Annotated in this window: 2 tRNA genes and 3 rRNA genes; all 5 read right to left on the bottom strand. The window is 52.4% G+C overall.

Features of this window, described 5'->3' with window-relative positions:
- Nucleotides 1-699 (bottom strand): 23S ribosomal RNA (locus J2Z18_RS30220); the annotation flags it as partial.
- A gap of 290 nt (nucleotides 700-989) precedes the next feature.
- Nucleotides 990-1,065: transfer RNA gene (locus J2Z18_RS30225), tRNA-Ala, on the bottom strand.
- 26 nt (nucleotides 1,066-1,091) lie between these two features.
- Nucleotides 1,092-1,168: transfer RNA gene (locus J2Z18_RS30230), tRNA-Ile, on the bottom strand.
- A gap of 9 nt (nucleotides 1,169-1,177) precedes the next feature.
- Nucleotides 1,178-1,294 (bottom strand): 5S ribosomal RNA (rrf, locus tag J2Z18_RS30235).
- Between the two features lie 135 nt (nucleotides 1,295-1,429).
- A 16S ribosomal RNA gene (locus tag J2Z18_RS30240) occupies nucleotides 1,430-1,952 on the bottom strand; the annotation flags it as partial.

Here is a 1,952-nt window from a genome sequence, read left to right on the forward strand (position 1 = left end):
CGCCCTATTCAGACTCGCTTTCGCTGCGGCTACGGCTTCTCGCCTTAACCTTGCATGGGAACGTAACTCGCCGGTTCATTCTACAAAAGGCACGCCATCACCCATCGATCGGGCTCTGACTTCTTGTAAGCACACGGTTTCAGGTTCTATTTCACTCCCCTTCCGGGGTGCTTTTCACCTTTCCCTCACGGTACTGCTTCACTATCGGTCGCTAGGGAGTATTTAGCCTTAGCAGATGGTCCTGCTGGATTCATACGGGGTTTCACGTGCCCCGCACTACTCGGGATCCGTCTCGGAGGGTTCACATTTTCGATTACAGGGCTTTTACCTTCTATGGCCGGCCTTTCCAGACCTGTTCGTCTAATCTAAACCTTTGTAACTCCATGTGAGACGTCCCACAACCCCAGAGAGCAAGCTCTCTGGTTTAGGCTGTTCCGCGTTCGCTCGCCGCTACTGACGGAATCACTCTTGTTTTCTCTTCCTCCAGGTACTTAGATGTTTCAGTTCCCTGGGTATGCCTCTAGCTGCCCTATGTATTCAGGCAGAAGTGACTGGCTATTACACCAGCCAGGTTTCCCCATTCGGACATCCCCGGATCGAAGCTTGCTTACAGCTCCCCGAGGCAGTATCGTTGTTCGCCACGTCCTTCATCGGCTCCTAGCGCCTAGGCATCCTCCGTGTGCTCTTAGTAGCTTAACCTTATGCTCCGGTTATTGTGCTCATCGCTCTGTTGTCCGCTTGTTTCCTGATTGGATAAAACCACTCAATGGTGAAACAAGCTCCCAAAGGATCGATGATCCCAAAACCTTCGCGTGCTACTTTTATTGAAACTTGTTTTGACACAAGTTCAGCTAAAAGGATATTTCTAAAACGCAAATTCGTTTCGTTATCTAGTTTTCAAGGATCAATGCCAGTCTTTCGACCGGAAGATTATCTTACCACAACCTCCATCGCAGTACAACCTGCAATTTATGGAAGCGTTAAGAATATGGTGGAGCCAAGGGGGATCGAACCCCTGACCTCCTGCGTGCAAGGCAGGCGCTCTCCCAGCTGAGCTATAGCCCCATATTAGGAAGTATATAAAGTTGTTATGGTGGGCCCTAGTGGACTCGAACCACCGACCTCACCCTTATCAGGGGTGCGCTCTAACCAGCTGAGCTAAGGGCCCATATCATACGCTTGGCAACGTCCTACTCTCCCGGGACCCTTCGGTCCAAGTACCATCGGCGCTGGAAGGCTTAACGGTCGTGTTCGGTATGGGAACGCGTGGAACCCTTCCGCCATCATCACCAAACGTATGTATGAAAGGATTGACCTCTCAAAACTGACCAACGAGTGAGTTGGTTGACTTTACTTCGTAAAGTCTATTCCGGCAGCTTGCGCTGACCGTATTTGTACCGCTTCGCTACGGAAGCGAGGTACTCCATAGAAAGGAGGTGATCCAGCCGCACCTTCCGATACGGCTACCTTGTTACGACTTCACCCCAATCATCTACCCCACCTTCGGCGGCTGGCTCCCGTAAGGGTTACCCCACCGACTTCGGGTGTTGTAAACTCTCGTGGTGTGACGGGCGGTGTGTACAAGACCCGGGAACGTATTCACCGCGGCATGCTGATCCGCGATTACTAGCAATTCCGACTTCATGCAGGCGAGTTGCAGCCTGCAATCCGAACTGAGACTGGCTTTTTAGGATTGGCTCCACCTCGCGGCTTCGCTTCCCGTTGTACCAGCCATTGTAGTACGTGTGTAGCCCAAGTCATAAGGGGCATGATGATTTGACGTCATCCCCACCTTCCTCCGGTTTGTCACCGGCAGTCACCTTAGAGTGCCCACCCAAAGTGCTGGCAACTAAGATCAAGGGTTGCGCTCGTTGCGGGACTTAACCCAACATCTCACGACACGAGCTGACGACAACCATGCACCACCTGTCTCCTCTGTCCCGAAGGCCGCC

Origin of the sequence: Paenibacillus lactis (genome assembly GCF_017873605.1) — a bacterium.
GTDB lineage: Bacteria > Bacillota > Bacilli > Paenibacillales > Paenibacillaceae > Paenibacillus_AQ > Paenibacillus_AQ lactis.